Here is a 15,910-nt window from a genome sequence, read left to right as displayed (position 1 = left end):
TCCAATAACTCTGATTAAAAAGAATCGACTACTTAAGCATTCCAATCTTCTTAAACAAAATTGTAGTTGGTACAAATAAACTATAGCCAGTTTTTCTGTTAATTTTAATAAATTCCATAATTTTGCCTTTAGGTCCGTTATACAACTCTTTATTCCGTTTTTTTAACCATTCATCAAATCTTTTAATTTCATTTATAGCTTCTTTAGGAGACATATGTAGATAAATTACATACTGATTATAAATCGCATATTTAATTCTCAATATAACAATTTCTCTCACCTTGATATTCAAATCATCCTCATGTTTTTTATAAAATGAAACCAGTCGTTTAGTTACTTTTAGATGCTGATCTCGGCGTTTAATCATATTTTCCATATTCATACTCTGTGTCTGAGAACCAAGTAAATACTGATAAACAGGATAATCTAAACATGCAAAAGAATTTATATACAAAAGTGGAAATATACAATATTCCATATCTACATAAAAACAATTTTCATCAATAATTGCCCCCATTTTCTGGATTACTTCTCTACGAAATGTAAGCGAATGCATGTATAATATAACTTTGTCCAATTCCTCCAATCCATGAACTTCTTCATAACTAACCTCATTATCCCAAGGATTCATCTGCCTTTTTTTTGTTCTGGTATTATATTCAATCTCATCATAAGGATTTAATACCATGTCTGTATCTGTTTTCTCTAAAAATGCTACAAGTCTATTCAAATTTTCACTATTTACCCAATCATCAGCATCTAAAATTTTATAATACTTTCCGCAAGCATATTTAATACTAGTATTGATTGTTGAACCATGTCCTCCATTTTTTTTATTTACCAATCGAATGGAATCTCTGTATCTTTCAACGTATTTTTGGACAACCTCTGCCGTATGATCTTTTGAACCATCATTTACCACAATAATATCCAATTTTTCAAGTACATTGGAGCGAATTAACGAATCCAAACAATTTACAATATCTTTTTCTGCATTATATGCAGCAATACTTAAAGATAATATTTTTTCCATGTTGTAAACTCCTGTATCTATTGGCGACTTTTATCCGTCATATTTTTCATATTTAAAAGCAAAACAATTATCACATTCAAATTATATTTCAATAGTTTCAACAAGATATAGTGATCCTTCTGTAATTTATCTTTCACTTTATCTAAATACTTTGTATTTTCCTGCAGCATCCTATCTTCACGAATTTTTCCCAAGTATTCTATATGTTCTCTCATAAATTTCCAGTGATTATAGCGCGACTGTGTAATTGCCCGCCCAGCCGTTTGCAATACTTTTATAGCAAACAATTCATCAAAGTTTGGAACTTCCCACTTTTCACTCTGTTTTTCAATTTCTTCAAAGATTTTCTTAAATGTAAAATAATAATTTTCATCAAACTTACCCGTCATTCCTGATCCACATCGATAATTATAGATAGTCTCATTTAGATATACAAAAGTCTTTGCATTACTAAAAAATTCAATTGACTGCAATGTATCTTCTCCTGTGCTGATTCGTCCAAATTGCTGATATTTTTTCTCCGCATCTATGCAGTCTCGTTTAATCATTTTTCCACACACACTCACAATACTATGGTAGCAGAGAAATTCTTTTAAAACGTCTTTTTTCTCTACAATACAATCCTTATTACTAGTAAAAATATCTTTAAATGCAATTGTTTTATTTTTTCCATCATAAATATTGTGATTATAAATGACGATATCAGGATATTTATATTTTTTTACAATCTTCTTCAACTTTACAAGTGCTTCATCCTCAAGCAAATCATCTGAATCACAATTTATAACATAATCACCTTTCGCCTGCTTAAATCCAAAACGTCGTGTCCATAAAAGGCCATGATTTGTGTTGTGATATACCATTATAAAGTTTGGATGTCTTCTCTGATATTCATCACAAATCAATCCGCTTCTATCTGTAGACCCATCATCCACTAAAATTATTTCATAGTTTTTTTCATTATCGATTTGATAAATTATCGATTCCAGGCAATCTTCAATATATTTTTCAACGTTATATACTGGTACAACAATACTAAACAACATAATTTCCCTCACAATTTATTAAGAAGAACCTTGATATCGTATGTCAGATTCAACCCTTTATTATAAAAATTTATATATTTCTTATTCAACAAACTTTTCTTAGCTTTGAATGATTTTTTGTATCCACATACTTGCTTTGCCAATGTCGCATATTCAGGTACCATTATATTTCCATAGCCTTTTAGAAGTTCTTGCATCTGCGCTTCAACATTGTATTCGTTCAAATATTGATTCACCTGTTTAAAATACGCAGGTAAACTTCTTCCCAAACCAACTGTATTTCCTCCATGCTGTCGGTAGCTCATATGCGGTTTCGTATCAACAAATACTTTTCCTTTCAAGCAAAGACACACTTTAAGAATCCATGTATCATGCATTAGCATATACTGTGGCTCATACTGAATTACTGCATTCAATAATTCTCTATTAAAAACACCTGTACATCCTGCAAAATCAGATAAAATAAATCTGGTTATCAATGTTCTTTTATCATTCAATTCATGATTTGATAAGAAATTTAAGTTTCTATCAACCAATCGTTGTCCACAATAATATAATGCCGGAATTCCTCTATTTACTGGTTTCAACGATTGCACTGCAATATATAATTTATCCGTATCCCAAACATCATCTTGATCAGAAAAAGCAATATAATCCCACTCTAATTTTGCAGATTTTTTCATCAAATCAAAATAACCTTTTTGAACATTTAAATGCTCTCCTGTATACCAATTCAACTTATTGTTTTTTGAATAGCACTCAAGAATTTCTTTTGTTTTATCGTTCGAACCATCATCCCTTACAAGAATATCGACTTGAATATTTTTCTGTCGTAAAATGCTATCTAGTTGCTCCTGTAAATACTTTTCTCCATTATATGTTGCCATTATTACTAATACTTTAGCTATCATCTCATCTTCCATACATTTCACCTACCAGCTTTTCCAGTTCCTCGTTGAACTTCGCGTTATTGCTGATCATGCCATGACCCATCCCAGCAACAATCTTGTCGTAGTTTGTTATAATATCCCCTAGCGTTTCAATATCTTCTACATCAATAATCGTACCCATACGTTTTGACACATTTCGCGCAAACTCCATTTGGTGATCATTGACATGCTCGTTAAACTGATGCTGCCGTGGCACGACAATCGGCGTCTTGCCAATCTGCAGTGGCATAATAAAACTCGCTGGTCCTCCGTGGGTAATCACAATACGAGCATCTGCCACATTTTTGACCATCTGCTGATAGGGGAGTAATTTACTCCACTGGCAATATTGAGGCCTGTATGTACTAAATCCCGTTTGAATAATCACATCATCCTGAATCGTTCCATCTTTTTTTAATTCGTCTATTTTTTGGAGCAACCGATTAAATGGTTGTTCATGCGTTCCTACCGTCACAAAAATCATCGTTTTCGTCCCCTACCTAAAATATGCTGCCCAGGTTAATTGCTTTCGGATAAACCTTTTTCTGTTCTTCCCACTGCACAATAAACTTATCTACAATGGGATAGACCATCTTACCGGTCATTGTCGGCTTGTCAATACGATCAAACACCTCAATGTAAACCAGTTTTGCGCCCATCTTCTTTCCAAGATAAAAGAACGGAACAGCCACAGCTGCGCCACACGAAATGATTAGATCTGGTTTTTCTTTATGAAGTACTTTCCATGCAATTTTTGTATTTTTAATAAGTGCTCTTAGACTACGATTGGTTGGATAATAGCAAGGATACATTTTTTCTCCTTCTAAGAGGCTTCTCGCATCTTCTTTATCAAATGTTACCCAAAAATGCTCTTTATCTTTCCAAAAAGGTTTTAACATATAAAGATGGGTTAAATGACCACCTGATGAACCTACTAAACATACTTTCATGTTCTCTAGCTCCTTTATCCCTCAAAATATTTATGTATACATCGGAATGAGATTTTTTAGTATTACCTCTTTTTCATAACTCTCTTCTCAGCATTTATATAAGAAATATCTCTCTCATTTGCAGGCTTTTTAGATATATAAGTTCAACAAACCCGTATGTTATACGCATAAATATATTTTTAACTACTCTTAATTCTTATAACTTCGAATACACCCCCATCCTTCGGATCACTCCAAACCGGTGGTTCTTCGGCGACGCCTGCGTTGGGCCGCCTGGCGGTATTCAACCGGAAAGGAGGCGTCACTGGCGCTTCCTCTCTTGCTGATTGCTCAGCATTTATATATAAGAGGCATTCCTGCCGCTTATTAACTTGGTTTGTTGTTTTTCCGGAAGCTTTCCTGGCATTTGCGGCCCAGATTTCGGGCGCCGTTCAGGAAGCGGTTGACCTGATGGCCGTTCTGGCAGATGAATATGCTGCCCTGTTTTTTTCCGGTGGCTCCGCAGATGGAACATTGCTTTTCTGTTCCGTCGGCGCGCAGCTCAAGTACCAGGATTCCTTCTGCCCAGGCTTTGTATTTCAGATAATTCCGGATGCGGATACTTAAGTGAAGGGGCGAATAGTTGCCACTCCTGTACATGGATATCCTGGAAAAATCTTCATCATACTCCGGCAGTACCAGTATCCCGGTGTGTTTTTCTTTGCAGAAATCTATGATCTCCTTGCTGACCTGATGTGCATAATGTTCATTCAGGTGCTTGAGATGCATGTAATATTTCCTGTTTGGCTGACTGACGTTGTCTTTATCGGTAAATGCCCTGGATGCTTCTACTTTTTTCAACAAAGCTCTGCAATGATGTCGGTATGCATTTCCGCCTCTGCAGTTTTTTACAGCCAGCTGCCTGGATCCTTCATCCAGAACTGTGCATACTGCAAAGCTGTCCGTATTGGTAAAGCGGACGCTGCATACTCTGGCGCCTTCCTGCATTCGTTCCTTTGCTGTCCGGGCATCGGAGTTTTCCTGCTTGACAGGGACATGGAACATGAGCCATTTTTCCTCATGGACCAGTGTCGGTGAAAGGATCGCTGCTTCCTTGGGGAAAGGGCGTCCTGTAAGTCCGCAGGGTACCCAGATCCATTTCTTTCCGTTCCAGAGCTTCAGCACTACGGAGGTGTCTGTCAGGTCTCTGTACATTCCCTTGAAAAAGGTGATGTTAGCATCGATCTTTTCGGGGAAGCTTTCTGCGCTTGCTGCGGTCTTTACTGCCATTGCAGCTTTGTTCATGGCAGATCTCCGAAAGTAAACGGGGAGCTTTCCGCCTGGCGGGATGTACTTTGGTTCTCTTCCGTCTCTTCCGGGAACAGTGAGTTTTTCCAGATGTCCCTGGATGGTCAGCAGATTTTCGGCCCAGAGCTCTTCTCTTTCTTTCAGGAGTTCATAGTAAAAGGCTACGGCTTCCCGATACAGGGCTTCTGTTGTTTCGATCATCTGCTTTTCCGGACAAAAGAGCCGCATTTTCCATGTTTTGATACTGTATCCTGTTTTCATGGCATCTCTTTCTGCTGTCAGGTATCGCTTAATATCTTCATTAGCGAAAAAGAGCTTGAAACACTGTTAAATGCTGCTTTTTTCGGCACAGTTGACCACGATTTTGACCACTAATAATTGAAAAGAAAAAAGAAAAAAGCTTGAAAAGTATTGATTTTACGCGGATTTACGCAAGAAAAAAGTGACCACTTTTTGTGACCACTAATGTTAGATTTCGATGATTATCAGACTGTTTATTCACTTTTTGATAGAAAATGACTGCATATGATGCTTAAAAAACGACATTATTAGCATGTTTCATATCTTTGGCACGCCTTGACAAAGGAAAATATCAATGGTATCCTTATATATGGCTGTAAAATATATCTTTTTTGGTCTGTGACTAATGAAGATAAATAAGCGACACATTTCCCATAATCCACGAGCTGTCCAAGGATGTTTCCTCTTGTACCAGCTCTTTTTTTATGCCTAATCGACATTTTCCTCCCCAAATGCTATACTATACCCGCAGGCCGCCTGATCTGGCTTTTGGCCTGCTAAATTTCAGAAAAGGATTTTTTCTATGGAGAGAATTATTACCTATACGATCTTAACCGGGGAGTCCGGGGAAAATATTCTTGGGTTTCTTCGGAAAAAGGGTTTTTCCAAACATATATTGACTACTATGAAGCGGGCGGAGCAGGCGATCCTGCTGAACGGGCAGCCGGCTTTTGGCAGAACGGTCCTGAGGGAGGGGGATGTTCTTCGGATCCTTGTTCCGGAGGAAGCCGGGGAGGGATCGGAGTCTTCTATCCTTCCGGTACCGCTGCCTCTTGATATCCTGTATGAGGATGAGGATATCCTTGTGCTAAACAAGCCTGCTGATATGCCTGTGCATCCCTCTGCCGGGAACTACGAGAATACGCTTGCCAACGGTGTTGCCTGGTATTATAAGCAGCAGGGGAAGGCTTTTGTCTACCGTTGCATCAACCGGCTGGACAGGGATACCACCGGGGTGCTGGTGCTTGCCAAGAACCCTCTGAGCGGGGCTCTTCTCTCTGCCCAGATGAAGCAGCGTCAGATCCGACGTACCTATCTTGCACTTACTGACGGGATCCCACCGGAAAGGGGTACGATCTCCGCCCCTGTTGCCAGAATGGATGCTTCTGTGATCACAAGGGAGGTTAATTTTGAGCGTGGGGAGGCTGCCGTGACTCATTATGAGCGTCTTGCAGTCAGCAACGGATATGCTCTTGTGGAGCTGCATCTGGATACGGGGCGGACTCATCAGATCCGGGTGCATATGAAATATATCGGCTGTCCGCTGCCGGGGGATTTTCTGTATCATCCGGTTTTTGACCGGATCGGACGCCAGGCCCTGCATTCCTTCCAGCTGGAATTTGCTCACCCCATCACCGAGGAGCCTATGTGTTTCCTGGCACCTGTGCCTGAGGATTTCCGCAGAGCATTTCTACAATAAAAAAATCAGCTGTCCGGTAGGTGTTTCCTGCACCGGCAGCTGATTTTTTTGTTTTTATTTATTTTTTTTGTAGATCACAAGGAGTCCTTTGAGCAGAAGGTCCTCATCCAGAATGATTTCTTTCTTACAATGAGAAATGATCTTTTTTGCAAGACCGCCTGTTGCGATCACGGTTGTTTTCTCACCAAGCTCTTCTTCCACCCGGTCTATGATCCCGTCGATGGCTGCTGCGTTGCTGTAGAGCACGCCGCTTTTCATGCATTCGATGGTATTGCGCCCGATCACATGCTTCGGGGCATCGATGCTGATCCCGCTGAGCTGGGATGCTCTGGCTGTCAGTGCATCCAGGGATATTCCGATGCCAGGAAGGATCATTCCGCCAATGTATTGCTTTTTGCTGTTGACAACCGAAACTGTAGTGGCGGTTCCCATATCGATCACAATAAACGGAACCGGATATTCATTTAATCCTGCCACAGCGTCTGCCACAAGATCCGCGCCCAGCTGTCCGGGGTTGTCCATCATGATGTTCAGACCTGTTTTTACTCCTGGTCCCAGGACCATGACTTCTTTTTTGAGGATCTTTTCTGCTGCCAGCCTGGCAATGTTGGTGATCTGCGGGACTACAGATGAAATGATACAGCCTTCTATGTCTGCCTTTTTGATGTGGTAGATTTCCAGTAAGGTTTTCAGGTCTACGGCATATTCCAGTTCTGTTTTTGTTCTTACGGTAGCAAGTCTCTCGATGAAGTATGTTTTTTGATCATCGATGCAGCCCACGACTATGTTGGTATTTCCAATATCAATTGCTAATATCATAATTTTATTTTCCCCGTCTTTATGCTTTTGTCTTCTTACAACTGATCTGTGCAGATGGGATCAGATGTGCCTTGGAAAGTGCAGCTCCCACTGCTCCTGTGATCACTGTGGAGGAAATCATTTCGCATACTGCGTTGATCCCTACCATAAGACAGCAGCCGATGATGATGTTATGACCGCCCATCAGATTTTTTACATAATCGGTATTTCCGAACAGTCCTACAAGTGCTGCCATGAAGAACAGTGTATTCAGGAATGCGGAAAAGAATCCGGTTACTGCACATGCCACATAGGTATTGCTGACCTTTCGCATGCCTTTAAAAATATATCCGAGGCAGATACCGTCCAGAAGACGTGGGATGAAGCGCTGGATAAAGGCAAATACCGGATTGATACCGAAAAGCACAACTCCCATTGCACTGGAGCCGCCTACTCCGATGCACTGGAGAAAGCTGGTCAGGCCGAAGATCGCACCTGCCACGGCTCCTCCTACAGGTCCAAGGACGACTGCACTGATGGCTACCGGGATCACGTTAAAGGAAATGGCCAGTGGCCCGATGTTCAGATATCCCAGTGGTGTGTAGGCCATCAGCAGAAGGATCGCTGCCATCAGGCCGAGTAATGTAAGCTGCGCTGTTGTAAATCTGTTGTTTTTCATTTCTTCTCCTCCTTGTTACCGTTCCGCTCTGTGAATATTTCCGGAAATACAGCATTTCCCGGCGTTTTCTGCGGATACAATACGGTGATGGAAAGCGGTGATCTTTTTGTTCCGCTTTTCGTTGTTAAAACCGGCTCTCTGACCGGCTCTGTAGCTATGCTTCTGCCTTTGTGGTAAGCAGAAGGATCTTATCCAGGATCTTTAACGCTGCATCCTCCTTGCTCATAAGCGGGAGTGACACTTCTTCGTCCTGTGTGATCAGAGTCAGGACATTGGTATCTCCCTGGAATCCGGCGCCTTCTACCTTCAGGTTGTTGGCTGCCACCATATCCAGGTTTTTCTTCTCAAGCTTGGCTCTGGAATTGCGGAGCATGTCTCTGGTCTCCATGGAAAATCCGCAGAGGAACTGGCCCTGCTTTTTGTGCTGGCCCAGATATTTCAGAATGTCGTCTGTCCTCTCGAGCTCTATGGAAGCCTGATCGTCTTTTTTCTTAACCTTGTCTTCGCTGACCTGCTTCGGACGGTAGTCTGCCACTGCGGCAGCCTTGATGATGATGTCCTGTTCATCACTTAAGCCGGTGACTGCCTCGAACATATCTCTGGCAGATGTCACAGGTACGACCTTCACAAAAAGGGGCGGCTCAATGGCAGTAGGTCCGCTTACCAGCGTAACCTCCGCTCCTCTGAGCATGGCCATTTTTGCAATGGCGTATCCCATCTTTCCGGATGAATGGTTGGTGAGACAGCGGACCGGGTCGATGGCCTCCTGGGTAGGTCCGGCCGTTACCAGGAGCTTTTTGCCGGCAAGGTCTTTCTGGAAGGCGGCTTCCTTCAGGATATATTCCAGAAGGGTTTCCGGCTCCGGCATTTTTCCGGCTCCGGTGTCTCCGCATGCCAGGTAGCCGCTGGCCGGTGTGATCACCTCATATCCGTAGTTTTTCAGCTTCCGGATATTGTCCTGTACCACGGGATTCTCATACATGGCAGTATTCATGGCCGGTGAAAGAATTTTCTGACATCTGCAGGCCATTACCGTAGTGGTGAGCATATCATCCGCAAGGCCATTAGCCAGCTTTCCGATCACGTTTGCACTGGCTGGTGCGATCATCACAACATCTGCCTTCTTGGCAATGGATACGTGCTCTACCTGGAACTGAAAGTTCCGGTCAAAGGTATCCACCAGGCATTTATTCCCGGTCAGTGTTTCAAATGTGATCGGATTGATAAAGTTCGTTGCATTCTCTGTCATCAGTACATGAACATCTGCATGAAGCTTATGTAATGCACTTGCCAGATATGCGATCTTGTACGCAGCAATACTTCCTGTGATGCCAAGAAGCACTGTTTTCCCTTTCAGCATCCTTCTCCCTCCTGTCAGTCAACCATACGGATACTCTCGATCACCGGCTGCTGATCCTTTGCAATAGTTCCGTTGCCGTCTGTCGGTTTGGCATCCTTGCAGATCTGATCTACAATGTCCATCCCGGAGGTCACGTGTCCGAATGCAGCATAGTCGCCATCCAGATGTGTGGAATCGGACTGTACGATAAAGAACTGAGAGCTTGCGCTGTCCGGATCTGTGCTGCGGGCCATGGAAATGGTTCCTCTTACATGAGAAATATCGTTTTTCACTCCATTGCTGGAAAATTCGCCCTTGATGGTATCCTCTGCTCCGCCGGTTCCGTCTCCGTTTGGATCTCCGCCCTGGATCATAAATCCGTCAATGATCCGGTGGAAGGTCAGACCGTCATAAAAATTGTCCTGTACCAGCTTTACAAAATTTGTGACTGTGATGGGTGCGGTGTCTGCATCCAGCTCTACATCGATCTCGCCATAATCCTTTACGGTGATGGCAGCATGATGGGTTCCTGTCAGCTGCTGGCTGGTATCGATCACAGTTGTTCCTGCCATTTGTGCATCCTCGGAACCATCGGAAAATTCTCCGTCTGCGCTGTCTGTATCCTCTGTACTGTCTGCGGAGTTGTCTGCAGAAGCTTCGGTTTCATGTGAGGTGTCCTCTGCATCACCGGAAGTCTCCTGATCATCGGCGCTTTCTTCATGGTCTGAAAAGCCTGCCGCCTCAGCCTCCTCTTCGGATACTGCATTGGCTGCTGTCTCTTCATCTACGCCTGTCTGTCCTTCTGAGGTTTCTTCCTCCAGAGATTCTTCCTTCTGGTCTGCTTTGTCAGAAGTACTGTCTGTGCTTCCGCACCCGGAAAGCATTCCTGCGGTAAGAGCTGTCGCAAATAATACGGCTAAAACCTTACGTTTCATATTTATAAGTCCTCCTTATCAGATCCCGAAAACGCCTGTTCCGGCATTTTCAGGTGAGCTTTTCACTCTCCCCCTGTAAGCTTTTCTCAGTTTAACATCATCTTTTCATAAAGTCAACTTTGCACGGAACCAGGTGCAGGATTCCCTTTGTTTTGCCTTGTATCTCTTCCGGTTCTCTGCTAAAATCATGTATGGAGCTTATTATGGGCTCCGTACATATAAGAAAGTGAGGAATCAACATGGAAAAGATCACAAGTTTTACCATTGACCATATCAAGCTTCAGCCTGGCGTATACGTTTCACGTAAGGATCCGGTTGGAGATCAGGTGATCACTACCTTCGATATCCGTATGACTTCTCCCAATGAGGAGCCTGTTATGAACACAGCCGAGCTTCACACCATGGAGCATCTGGCAGCTACCTTCCTGCGGAACCATAAGGAGTTTGGCCCGAAGGTCATTTACTGGGGTCCTATGGGCTGCCGTACCGGAAATTATCTTCTTCTTAACGGGGATTATGAATCCAGAGATATCGTTCCGCTGATGATCGAGATGTTTGAATTTATCCGCGATTTTGAGGGTGAGATCCCGGGAGCTTCTCCCAAGGACTGCGGAAATTATCTGGATATGAACCTTGGCATGGCAAAATATCTGGCAAAGAAATTCCTGAACGAGGTTCTCTACGATATCAAACCGGACCGTCTTGTTTATCCAGAATGATCTGCGGGTACGATCCGCTGGTATGATCCTTGTGTTCTGAACGGACTATATGCCGAAACAAAAAAACAGGCTGCCTGTATCGATGTATTTCATCGGATACAGCTGCCTGTTTTTTATTATATCAAGGAGATATCTGCAATTGAAGCAGGATCAGGATTTCCCTGATCTGGTCAAAGCCTGTAGTCTGTGCTCTACTGTGCTGCTTCTGCGGTAGTATCTTCTGCGGTAGTATCTGCCGCCACTGCTCCTACCGGCGGTGTTGTGCTGACATAGTCACCGGATGCGTAGCAGGTCTGTCCATTATAATCCACACGGATCCATCCATTGTCACAGACACCGGTACACTTCAGGGATTCTCCGGAAAGGACACCTGCCACAAACTCTGCCTCTGCATTGGCGTCAGAACGTAAATTCACACCCTCCACTGCATAGTAGGTGGCATCCTGAGCCTGTACGTTGATGCCGCTTGGGGTCTGCTCCGTAGCTGCTGTCTGTGCTGAGGGATCTGCTGCCCCGGCTGTGGTGGAATCTGCCGCTGCTGCTCCGTCTGCTGTGGAATCTGCTGCTGCCTCCGGTGTAGGTGTTGCAGTTGCCTTCGGCTTCTCTGTGGGCTCCGGCGTCGGTGTGGAATCTACTACTGTTACCACTGCATCGGTTCCTTCCTCATATCCACAGCCCTGTGCAAGGAAAGCCGCGCCTATTATCAAAGCCATAATACATTTTTTCTTCATTTTATCTGATTCCTCCTTATACGCCGGTAAAAAATTCTCTGCGTCCAATATACACGATTCTGCAATATTATGCAAGTCCTGGCCGGTTCTTTCACATATTTACCGGCTCAAAAAGCACCCGGACAGTTCCGCCGCAGATCATCCCCAGATCTCCTGCCCCCTGTCCCAGCTCGTAAACCTTTGTTTCCGTATTTCGGATATTTACTGCGTGTTTTCCGGCTTCAAACTCCACTTTCCCGCCGCCGATGCTTCCTGCCGTGCTTCCGTCCCGGAATACGAACATCTTGCTCCCGGTTCCTCTTGGTGAGGAGCCCTTCTTCTCGATGATCGTAACCATGGTTCCCGGTGTCCTGCGGCGTACTGCTGCCTCCACCTCCTCATCACAGTAGGTGCGGAAATGCCGGTTCTTTTCCTGCACGATCTCTGCCATGATGCTCACGGCGATCTCCGCCGGCATCTGTCCTCCGATGGGAAGTCCGATGGGGGCATGGATCTGATCCAGCTGTTCCTCCGTAAAGCCCTCTTTCAGGAGCTTTTCCCTGGTGATCCGCACCTTTGTCCTGCTTCCGATCATTCCGAAATATGCAAAGGGTCTCTTAAGGATCGCTCTTGCACAGGCGGAATCTCCCAGATGGCCTCGTGTCACCACTACATAGTAGGCATTTTCATAGGGAGGGATCCTGTCGGACAGGGTATCAAACTCTCCAAAGATCCTCTCATCTGCCATGGGAAATCTTTCATCCGTCACAAATTCCTCCCGATCATCCATGACTGTTACATGAAAGCCCAGCATCCTGCCGATCTCTGCTACCGGAAGAGAAACATGGCCGCCACCCAGTATGATCAGCCTGGGATTCTTCTCGTAGGTTTCCACAAATATCTCCCGGTCTCCGTTTTTCACAACGCCGGTTTCCACAGCTGCTTCCACGGAAGCCTTCAGGAATTCTTCTGCTTCTTTATTTCTTTCTGCTCTCTTCGGATAAAAAAAGCTGCTTTCTTCCAAAAGATATTTCAGCCCGGCATCCTTTCCGTTCAGAAGGATCCCTGTTTTTACACGCCCTCTTTTTTCTACCACATCATATATTGTCTGATACATTCTTTGTGTCCTTTCTGTCCGTCTTTCGCTGTTTATTCCGCGGCAAGCTCCTTTACCGCCCCGGCAGCAGTGTCCACCTCTTCTTCCGTATTAAAATAAGAAAAGCTGAAGCGGACGGCTCCTGTTTTTTCGGTTCCCAGTGCTTTGTGCATCAGCGGTGCACAGTGGCCGCCGGCTCTTACACTGATCCCGTACTCTTCATCAAGGACCATGGCCACCTCTGCCGAATCCATCTCTGCAATATTCAGAGTCACCACAGGGGAGCGTTCTTCCCTGGAAAAATCCCCGTACAGGGTGACTCCCGGAATTTCCTTTACCTGGTCATAAAAACGCCACATCAGCTGCTGCTCTCTTTTTCGGATCTGTTCTGTTCCAATTTCGGTAATCCAGCTGATGGCTGCGCCAAGACCTGCGATCCCGTGGCTGTTCAGGGTGCCTGCCTCCAGTGTCTCCGGCATATCCTGCGGATGCTCTCTCTGAAAGGTGAGGACGCCGCTTCCGCCTACCTTCAGAGGCTCCACAGATACCCCCGGCCGAACGCAGATGGCGCCTGTGCCCTGGGGTCCCATAAGGCCCTTATGTCCGGAAAAGCAAAGAATATCTATATGATCTTTTTTCATGGAAATCGGAAATACTCCTGCTGTCTGGGCAGCATCCACAATAAAAAGCTTCTGGTGCTTCTGTGCGATCTCACCGATGGCGTGGATATCATTGAGATTTCCTGTCAGATTGGAGGCGTGGGTACAGACGATCACCTTCGTCTCCGGACGGATGGCTGCTTCAAGCTCCGTAAGGGAGATCCGTCCCTTGCGGTCTGCCGGCAGGATCGTAAGCTTCATGCCTTTTTTTTCCAGGCGGTACAGCGGACGGAGCACACTGTTGTGATCCATCTCCGTACAGATCGCATGGATAGTTCCCTCCTCTGGATGAAGTGTTCCCTGCAGGGCGATATTGAGCGCTTCCGTGTCATTGGATGTAAAAGCCACACATTCCGGTCCCCATACGTCAAACATCTCTGCGATCTGGCATCTTGTATTAAAAATAAGCCTTGAGGCTGCCATTGCTTCGCCGCTGCTGCCCCTTCCGCTGTTTCCTGCATGCTGCATGGCTTCCACCACAGCACGCGGCACACAGTCCGGCTTGTGAAAGCTTGTAGCCGCGTTATCCAGATAAATCATTTGACCCTCCTTGTGATTTTTATCAAATACCTTTATAATAAACTCTGGCTTTATTTTATACTATCCGAGGAGGTTTTCCAATGAAAAAAACATCTTTTTTCAACAGTCTGCCATTTAAGCTGCTGGTCGCTGTAATCCTGGGGATCATAGCCGGGCTTATCCTGAACCGGTACAGCACCAACGGAATCTCCATGGCAGTTCTTAATATCACAGTTACTATCAAGTACATTCTGGGCCAGATCATTACCTTCTGCGTGCCGCTGATCGTGCTGGGATTTATCGCTCCGTCCATTACCAGGCTTGGCAAAAATGCTTCGCTGATGCTGGGTGTTGCGGTTGTCCTCGCTTACGGCTCCTCTGTTGGCGCAGCGCTTTTTTCCACAGCCTCTGGCTTTCTCATCATTCCACATCTGTCCATCCATTCCTATGCTGCAGGACTGAAGCGGCTGCCGGAGGTGATCTTTGAGCTGGAGATCCCACAGATCATGTCCGTTATGAGTGCTCTTGTTTTTGCAATGATGCTGGGACTTGCCGCCACTTGGACAAAGGCAAAGCTGATCACTGGGCTCCTGGATGAATTTCAGAAAATCGTTCTTTCTCTGGTGGCTCGGATCATCATCCCCATTCTTCCGTTATTTATCGGCACTACCTTCTGCGGCCTTGCCTACGAAGGAACCATCACCAGACAGCTGCCTGTTTTTCTGAAGATCATCGTACTGGTGCTTGCCGGGCATTTTATCTGGATGGCTCTTCTTTACATCCTTGCAGGAATCTATTCCGGAGAAAATCCTCTGGAGGTTGTCCGCCATTATGGTCCTGCCTATCTGACTGCCGTAGGGACCATGTCCTCTGCAGCCACCCTGGCCGTTGCACTGCAGTGTGCCTCCAAAGCAAAACCTCTCCGCAAGGATCTGGTCAGCTTCGGGATTCCTCTGTTTGCAAACATCCATCTCTGTGGTTCCGTCCTGACAGAGGTTTTCTTCTGTATGGCGATTTCGAAGATCCTGTACGGTTCCGTTCCAACGCCAGGTACCATGGTTCTGTTCTGCCTTCTTCTGGGTATCTTTGCCATCGGAGCTCCCGGTGTTCCCGGAGGAACTGTCATGGCATCCCTTGGCATCATCACCGGGATACTGAAATTCGACAGCTCCGGCACTGCATTGATGCTTACCATCTTTGCACTGCAGGACAGCTTCGGAACTGCATGCAACGTGACCGGCGACGGCGCACTGACGCTGATGCTTACCGGCTATGCAAAGCGCCATCATATTGAGGAGGATGATATAAGTAACTAAATATATTGCAAAAAGATATTAAATGTGTTTAAATATACTTATGGAGGTATATTATGGACACATCAAATATCACAAATTATAAACCAAAAGATTTTGCGGAATTATTAGGTGTTTCTGTAAAAACGCTTCAGAGATGGGACAGAGAGGGAATCTTAAAAGCAAACCGAACTCCAAC

At 44.8% G+C, this 15,910-nt stretch carries 17 protein-coding genes; 4 read left to right on the top strand and 13 right to left on the bottom strand.

Annotated features, from left to right (window positions below):
• Window positions 1-28: 28 nt before the first annotated feature.
• The 6 genes from AB5026_RS06485 to AB5026_RS06460 all read right to left on the bottom strand — a co-directional run bounded on the left by AB5026_RS06485 (window position 29) and on the right by AB5026_RS06460 (window position 5,446).
• Window positions 29-1,033: a glycosyltransferase family 2 protein gene (locus tag AB5026_RS06485; RefSeq protein ID WP_118753109.1), complete on the bottom strand. Its 1,005-nt coding sequence runs from the start codon at window positions 1,031-1,033 to the stop codon at window positions 29-31.
• A gap of 17 nt (window positions 1,034-1,050) precedes the next feature.
• Entirely contained in the window at window positions 1,051-2,079 is a 1,029-nt protein-coding gene (locus AB5026_RS06480) for a glycosyltransferase family 2 protein (RefSeq protein ID WP_118753110.1), read from the bottom strand.
• A gap of 8 nt (window positions 2,080-2,087) precedes the next feature.
• Window positions 2,088-3,002 (bottom strand): glycosyltransferase, encoded by a 915-nt coding sequence (locus AB5026_RS06475; RefSeq protein ID WP_180214125.1) that lies wholly within the window; start codon window positions 3,000-3,002, stop codon window positions 2,088-2,090.
• Entirely contained in the window at window positions 2,992-3,492 is a 501-nt protein-coding gene (locus AB5026_RS06470) for a glycosyltransferase (protein WP_118753111.1), read from the bottom strand. The genes AB5026_RS06475 and AB5026_RS06470 overlap by 11 nt, the downstream gene beginning before the upstream one ends.
• Window positions 3,493-3,508: 16 nt before the next feature.
• A complete protein-coding gene (pssD, locus tag AB5026_RS06465; protein ID WP_118753112.1) occupies window positions 3,509-3,958 on the bottom strand; it encodes a PssD/Cps14F family polysaccharide biosynthesis glycosyltransferase in 450 nt (149 codons plus the stop codon).
• 366 nt (window positions 3,959-4,324) lie between these two features.
• Window positions 4,325-5,446, bottom strand: a complete 1,122-nt coding sequence (locus tag AB5026_RS06460; RefSeq protein ID WP_302746980.1) for a transposase — start codon at window positions 5,444-5,446, stop codon at window positions 4,325-4,327.
• Between the two features lie 622 nt (window positions 5,447-6,068).
• Here AB5026_RS06460 and AB5026_RS06455 point away from each other — a divergent pair.
• A complete protein-coding gene (locus tag AB5026_RS06455; RefSeq protein WP_118608803.1) occupies window positions 6,069-6,965 on the top strand; it encodes an RluA family pseudouridine synthase in 897 nt (298 codons plus the stop codon).
• Between the two features lie 54 nt (window positions 6,966-7,019).
• Here the strand turns inward: AB5026_RS06455 and AB5026_RS06450 are convergent, their stop codons facing one another.
• The 4 genes from AB5026_RS06450 to AB5026_RS06435 all read right to left on the bottom strand — a co-directional run bounded on the left by AB5026_RS06450 (window position 7,020) and on the right by AB5026_RS06435 (window position 10,665).
• Entirely contained in the window at window positions 7,020-7,784 is a 765-nt protein-coding gene (locus tag AB5026_RS06450) for a type III pantothenate kinase (protein ID WP_092069061.1), read from the bottom strand.
• A gap of 19 nt (window positions 7,785-7,803) precedes the next feature.
• Entirely contained in the window at window positions 7,804-8,442 is a 639-nt protein-coding gene (locus AB5026_RS06445; RefSeq protein WP_118608802.1) for an ECF transporter S component, read from the bottom strand.
• A gap of 154 nt (window positions 8,443-8,596) precedes the next feature.
• Entirely contained in the window at window positions 8,597-9,802 is a 1,206-nt protein-coding gene (gene coaBC / locus AB5026_RS06440) for a bifunctional phosphopantothenoylcysteine decarboxylase/phosphopantothenate--cysteine ligase CoaBC (RefSeq protein ID WP_118608801.1), read from the bottom strand.
• Between the two features lie 14 nt (window positions 9,803-9,816).
• A complete protein-coding gene (locus AB5026_RS06435; protein ID WP_368213008.1) occupies window positions 9,817-10,665 on the bottom strand; it encodes a peptidylprolyl isomerase in 849 nt (282 codons plus the stop codon).
• 290 nt (window positions 10,666-10,955) lie between these two features.
• Between AB5026_RS06435 and AB5026_RS06430 the strand changes: the two genes are divergently transcribed.
• Window positions 10,956-11,435 (top strand): S-ribosylhomocysteine lyase, encoded by a 480-nt coding sequence (locus tag AB5026_RS06430; RefSeq protein WP_110102220.1) that lies wholly within the window; start codon window positions 10,956-10,958, stop codon window positions 11,433-11,435.
• Between the two features lie 191 nt (window positions 11,436-11,626).
• Here AB5026_RS06430 and AB5026_RS06425 read toward each other — a convergent pair whose 3' ends face one another.
• The 3 genes from AB5026_RS06425 to AB5026_RS06415 all read right to left on the bottom strand — a co-directional run bounded on the left by AB5026_RS06425 (window position 11,627) and on the right by AB5026_RS06415 (window position 14,440).
• Window positions 11,627-12,166: an SH3 domain-containing protein gene (locus tag AB5026_RS06425; protein ID WP_110102218.1), complete on the bottom strand. Its 540-nt coding sequence runs from the start codon at window positions 12,164-12,166 to the stop codon at window positions 11,627-11,629.
• A 91-nt stretch (window positions 12,167-12,257) separates the two neighbouring features.
• Window positions 12,258-13,262, bottom strand: coding sequence for an XdhC/CoxI family protein (locus tag AB5026_RS06420; RefSeq protein ID WP_195273485.1), 1,005 nt, complete (start codon window positions 13,260-13,262; stop codon window positions 12,258-12,260).
• A 32-nt stretch (window positions 13,263-13,294) separates the two neighbouring features.
• Window positions 13,295-14,440, bottom strand: a complete 1,146-nt coding sequence (locus AB5026_RS06415) for an aminotransferase class V-fold PLP-dependent enzyme (protein WP_195273487.1) — start codon at window positions 14,438-14,440, stop codon at window positions 13,295-13,297.
• Window positions 14,441-14,520: 80 nt separating this feature from the next.
• Here AB5026_RS06415 and AB5026_RS06410 point away from each other — a divergent pair, with 80 nt between their 5' ends.
• Window positions 14,521-15,735: a dicarboxylate/amino acid:cation symporter gene (locus tag AB5026_RS06410; protein ID WP_215638463.1), complete on the top strand. Its 1,215-nt coding sequence runs from the start codon at window positions 14,521-14,523 to the stop codon at window positions 15,733-15,735.
• 68 nt (window positions 15,736-15,803) lie between these two features.
• Window positions 15,804-15,910, top strand: a 107-nt coding sequence (locus AB5026_RS06405) for a MerR family DNA-binding transcriptional regulator (protein ID WP_129974604.1), incomplete at its 3' end; no start/stop codon positions are given.

The organism is Blautia sp. RTP21359st1_E11_RTP21359_211015, from assembly GCF_040910705.1.
Taxonomy (GTDB): Bacteria; Bacillota; Clostridia; order Lachnospirales; family Lachnospiraceae; genus Blautia_A; species Blautia_A fusiformis.
This window is presented reverse-complemented; position numbering and strand designations above follow the sequence as displayed.